This is a genomic window from Streptomyces narbonensis (assembly GCF_014649015.1).
GTDB lineage: Bacteria > Actinomycetota > Actinomycetes > Streptomycetales > Streptomycetaceae > Streptomyces > Streptomyces narbonensis.
The window spans coordinates 1-506 of record NZ_BMSF01000213.1; the positions used below are offsets into that span (position 1 = coordinate 1).

Sequence of the window (506 nt, forward strand, 5' to 3'; positions counted from 1 at the left end):
GTTTTAGATTAAATATTCCTACAATCTTTATTTCAGGTGGTCCTATGGAAGCAGGAAAAATAAAAGAAAAAAATATTAATTTAGTAGATGCTATTATTATAAGTGGATCAAAAACTAAAAATAGTAAAAAAATATTAGAAATAGAAAAAAATGCTTGTCCTACGTGTGGTAGTTGTTCTGGGATGTTTACTGCAAATTCTATGAATTGTTTATTAGAAGTTTTAGGATTAGCATTTCCAGGTAATGGAACTTTATTATCAACTCATATAAATAGAAAATTATTATTTAATAAAGTAGGAAAAAAAATTGTAGAAATAACAAATAAATTTTATAAAAATAATGAAAAAATTTTACCGTTAGATATATGTTTAAAAGAATCATTTGAAAATTCAATAATAATGGATATTGCCATGGGGGGTTCAACAAATACAATACTTCATTTATTAGCTGTAGCAAAAGAAGCAAATATAAAATTTAAATTAAAAAATATAGATAAATTATCAACT

1 protein-coding gene is annotated in these 506 nt (G+C 22.7%); it reads left to right on the top strand.

The genetic code is table 11. The features are described 5' to 3' along the window. Window positions 1-506 (top strand): dihydroxy-acid dehydratase domain-containing protein (locus IE124_RS36490; RefSeq protein ID WP_189514119.1); only part of this gene is annotated, 506 nt, incomplete at both ends.